Source organism: Methylobacterium bullatum (genome assembly GCF_014845095.1).
GTDB classification, from domain to species: Bacteria; Pseudomonadota; Alphaproteobacteria; order Rhizobiales; family Beijerinckiaceae; genus Methylobacterium; species Methylobacterium bullatum.
The window spans coordinates 1-3758 of sequence record NZ_NKUG01000237.1 but is presented as its reverse complement, the minus strand read 5'-3'; the positions used below and the strand labels follow the sequence as shown (position 1 = coordinate 3758).

At 68.5% G+C, this 3758-nt stretch carries 4 protein-coding genes; 3 read left to right on the top strand and 1 reads right to left on the bottom strand.

What is annotated here, in order from left to right; genetic code table 11:
- Positions 1-233: 233 nt before the first annotated feature.
- Positions 234-587: a heat shock protein HspQ gene (hspQ, locus tag MBTS_RS22570; RefSeq protein ID WP_026175917.1), complete on the top strand. Its 354-nt coding sequence runs from the start codon at positions 234-236 to the stop codon at positions 585-587.
- Between the two features lie 111 nt (positions 588-698).
- On the opposite strand, the gene MBTS_RS22565 is transcribed toward hspQ, so the two are convergent.
- Complete coding sequence (locus tag MBTS_RS22565; protein ID WP_192216539.1) at positions 699-1472, bottom strand: invasion associated locus B family protein; 774 nt, start codon at positions 1470-1472, stop codon at positions 699-701.
- A 446-nt stretch (positions 1473-1918) separates the two neighbouring features.
- Between MBTS_RS22565 and MBTS_RS22560 the strand changes: the two genes are divergently transcribed.
- Together MBTS_RS22560 and MBTS_RS22555 are read left to right on the top strand one after the other, a co-directional pair.
- A complete protein-coding gene (locus MBTS_RS22560; protein ID WP_081612738.1) occupies positions 1919-3205 on the top strand; it encodes an AMP-binding protein in 1287 nt (428 codons plus the stop codon).
- 303 nt (positions 3206-3508) lie between these two features.
- Positions 3509-3758 (top strand): hypothetical protein (locus tag MBTS_RS22555; RefSeq protein ID WP_192216538.1); only part of this gene is annotated, 250 nt, incomplete at its 3' end.

Genomic DNA, 3758 nt, shown 5'->3' with positions numbered 1-3758 from the left:
CCGCACGCGGGGAGAGGGCTTCATGCCCCCTCGTCGGGGCATGAAGCGAGCCGGCAGCCGACGGTGAGGGGGCGGCTCAGGCACAGCCTCGTTCGTTCGCCCCCCCTCACCGCCGCTTCCCGCAGCCACGGATCCCGAAGCGATCGGCCGGATGCCGTCCGGGATGGCTCCTTGCGATGCGGCGTGGCAACGCCGCCGATGACAACCTGTCCGACGCATCCTATTTTGGCGTCATGACCGATCTCTCTCCCACCGGAACCCAGACGCGCACCGCCAAGTTCGGCCTCGGCGCCGTGGTGCGCCACCGGATCTACCCGTTTCGCGGCGTCGTCTTCGACGTGGACCCGATCTTCGACAACACCGAGGAATGGTGGCTGGCGATCCCCGAGGAGGTCCGGCCGCGCAAGGACCAGCCGTTCTACCACCTCCTCGCCGAGAACGCGGAGAGCGAGTACGTGGCCTACGTCTCCGAACAGAACCTCGTTCCCGATACATCCGGCGAGGCCCTGCGCCATGCCGGGATTCCGGAGGTGTTCGAGCGGGATTCGGACGGCGCCTACCGTCTCCGGAGCGCGCACGCGAACTGAGTGCGGGACGGTTCCCCACGGCATGGGGCGCCGTCGTCGAATGTGCGCATGAAAAAGGCCGGGCGACGAGCCCGGCCTTTTTCATGTTCGGATCGAGGCCAGGAGCCGGTCTCAGGGCTTCGGAGCGGCACTTCCGGCAGCGGTACCGGCGGCGTTCTGCTTCTCCAGGTTCTTGCGCATGTCTTCGCTGCGCTTCTCGAGCTCGGCCTGGAGCTTCTTCTGCTGCTCTTCCAGCACCTTCGGGTCCACGGCCGGGCCGTCGAAGGCCTTGCCGAAGCCAGCCAGCGGCACGGCGAAGGTCACCTCGCGCTGGGCCTGGTTCTGGACGCTGATGTTGAGGGTGGTGCCCTTCTTCAGCGCATTCACGAGGTCGTTACCGACATTGCCGGCTTCGGCGAAGCAGCCGTTGGGGAAGCACACGGCGAACTTGCCCGGGGTCGCCTGCTGGCCATCGACGGTGAAGCGGATGCCGGGGCCGAGGAGCAGGCCGAGCGGCAGCAGGTAGCGCACCACGCGCACGCTCTGCTGGGCGTTCTTCATGTCGTAGACCGCCACGGCGAGGACGGGCTGGCCCTGGTCGGAGACGAAGTCGCGGGTGGTGTAGCAGACGTCGGTGCTGGTGTTCTGGTCCTTGCCGCACACCTTGGTCCAGTCGGCCTGAGACGGCTCGGACTTCACGTTGACGATCTGTGGGCCGGCCGGCTGCTGGGCGGCCGGGGTCTGGGTGGCCGGAGCCGCCGGTGCCGGGGCGGCCGGAGCGGGCGCCTTGCCCTTCGGCGCCTGGGCGAAGGCCGGTGCCGCCAAGCCCGCATTGCCCATCATGCCGGCCAGGGCGAGAATCGCGGCGGCGCGCATCGGGCGCGCGGGACGGTTGGCAAAGAACATCAGCTCTGACCCCTTGGATATCGCGAATGACGAAGGAATGCTGCGGCTCTCGAGCCCAGCAAGGCGTTTCCTGAACTCGATGGTGCGGATCGAAACCCGCGGACGGTGTTCGGTCGAGCCCTCGCCGCCCTGGTCCGCGCGGTCAAGCCCTCGGCGCGCGCAAATTGCCCGTTCCCGGAGCTTGGATGGCCAACCTGGCCCGCCAAGGCGCCGGACGGGGCGCTCAACGCCTCGAACCCGCTCGAACGACCGGGCGGCCTGCTTCCCTGCGGAATGCGGCGAAGACATGACACCTGTCTCGTCTGGATGAGCGCGATCGTCCCCGTTCGGCCTCCTCGACACGGATCGGTTTAAGCAAGGTTTAACCCTAATCGTCCATGACCGGAGGGCACGAGGAGTCGATGCGCGCGGGGAGTTGAGCGGAGGTGTCGGCGCAGCCAGCGATCATGTCCTTTCGTGACGCCCTCCCCGTCCCCGTACCGGCGGACAGCCCCGTCGCGCCGAGCCAGCGCTCGGAAACGGCCAGGCCCGGCCTGTGCACCTTGCTGGCGGCGACCGCCCATGCCGATCCCGGCCGGGTCGCCTTCGTGGATCCGAAGGACAAGGCAGGCTGGTCCGGGCGCGGCCCCATCACCTGGACCTATGGGGCCGCCGCCGAGATCGTCGCGCGCCTCGCCAACGGAATGCGACAATGGCGCCTGGCTCCGGCGAGTCGGGTCGGCCTCATCGCCGCCGCCGGGTCCGAGACCCTGCTGTCCTACCTCGCCATCGAGGCCGCGGGCCACATTCCCTGCCTCCTGCCCCAGGCATGGGACGAGGATGCCCTGGTCTCCGGCATCCAGGCCGCCGGCATCCAGGCCGTGCTCACCCAGTCCCGGGTCGCGGGAAAGCTTCCGGCCGAGTGCCTGCGCCAGGTGGCGGTACGCTATTTCGGCCTGCGCTACCTCGCGGCTTTCGGGCCGGACGTGCCCGACGGCGTCATCAGCCTCGACGGCATGGTCCTCGACGGACGCGGCGGCCCCTTCGCACCGGAGAGCGCCGGGCTCGTCACCTTCGCCGCCGCCGATCCCGCGCAGCCGGTCTATCGTCCCGCCGACGCGCTGATCGCCACCATCGCCGTCCATCTCGCCACGGCCCGGGTCGCCCCCCGCGAGCGCATCCTGACCCTCCTCGCTCCCGTCGACCTGAGGGGGCTCGTCACCGGTCTCGGTGCCGCCCTCGTGGCGGGGGCCGGCCTGGAAATGGTCGGGCCGTTCGATGCCGGCCGCTTCGCCGAAGCGCTGGGCCGGCCGGGCCCGACCCATCTCGTCGCGCCGGCCGCCCTCGAACGCAATCTGGCCGCGAGCCGCAGCCCGGACGGACTCGAATCCATCGTCCTGGCCCATCGGTTACCGACCCGCCTTCACGCCCGGCTGCTGGCGCCGGCCTCCGTCCATGCCCCGCGACGGGTGGTCGATGTCCTCGCCTTCGACGAGACGGCGCTCCTCACCGCCTCGCGGGCCGACGGGGATCTCGCCCACTTCCTTGCGGATGCTCACCCGCTGGCGCCGTTTCCGGCCCTGCTCGATATCGCGCGGGACGAGGACGGGCGATTCGCTTTCCGGGGTCGCGCCTCCGGGGCCAGCCCATTGCAGCGCGGAATTCCGCCGGGAAAAACCGCCGATCTCTGGAATGCCGTGCCCTTCGCGGCAAAAATATTTGCCGGCCGAGCAACCGAGATCGTCCGCTGCTGATCGTCTCGGCTTCGGGTTTTGCCCGAAATCCACCGCTTTCGAGGAATGGTGCGCGGCCATCGCGAATGGCCAAGATTCAGTGTGCTTGGAAAATAAAATCTGCTTGTGAAAGCAGTTTCTTATAGTGATCGGCTGACGTCATGTGTGAAGGCGGGCAAGCGCGTGACGTCGCCGTCCGACCCCGGGACATCGGCCGGGTGGCCGCAGTAATTTCGCCCCACAGCCGGCGAACCATCCGGGTTGACGTGTGTTATCGCACAGGTCCCTTCCCAAGGGGCGATTGATGGGCTAACCCTGACAGTCATGAGTGCGCTGCAACAAGTGTTGGTCGTCGATGATGGTCACCGCGCCATCGATCACTCCCTCGCCGCCGAGCTTGCCGAGCTGGGTTATGCGAGCGTTACCGCATCCCTCGAGGCCGCCGACGACGTTCTCGCCGTCATCGCCCGCCCCGCGGCCATCCTCCTTCAGACCTCGTCCCGCCTCGACCCGGCCTATGCCATGCTCTCGGAGCGCCTGCGTGAGCAGATGCAGCAGGCGCTCCGAGAGCATG

Excerpts from the sequence above, each read along its gene's own strand:
- hspQ (WP_026175917.1), top strand. The coding sequence starts at position 234 with ATGACCGATCTCTCTCCCACCGGAACCCAGACGCGCACCGCCAAGTTC.
- MBTS_RS22565 (WP_192216539.1), bottom strand. The coding sequence starts at position 1,472 with ATGTTCTTTGCCAACCGTCCCGCGCGCCCGATGCGCGCCGCCGCGATT.
- MBTS_RS22560 (WP_081612738.1), top strand. The coding sequence starts at position 1,919 with ATGTCCTTTCGTGACGCCCTCCCCGTCCCCGTACCGGCGGACAGCCCC.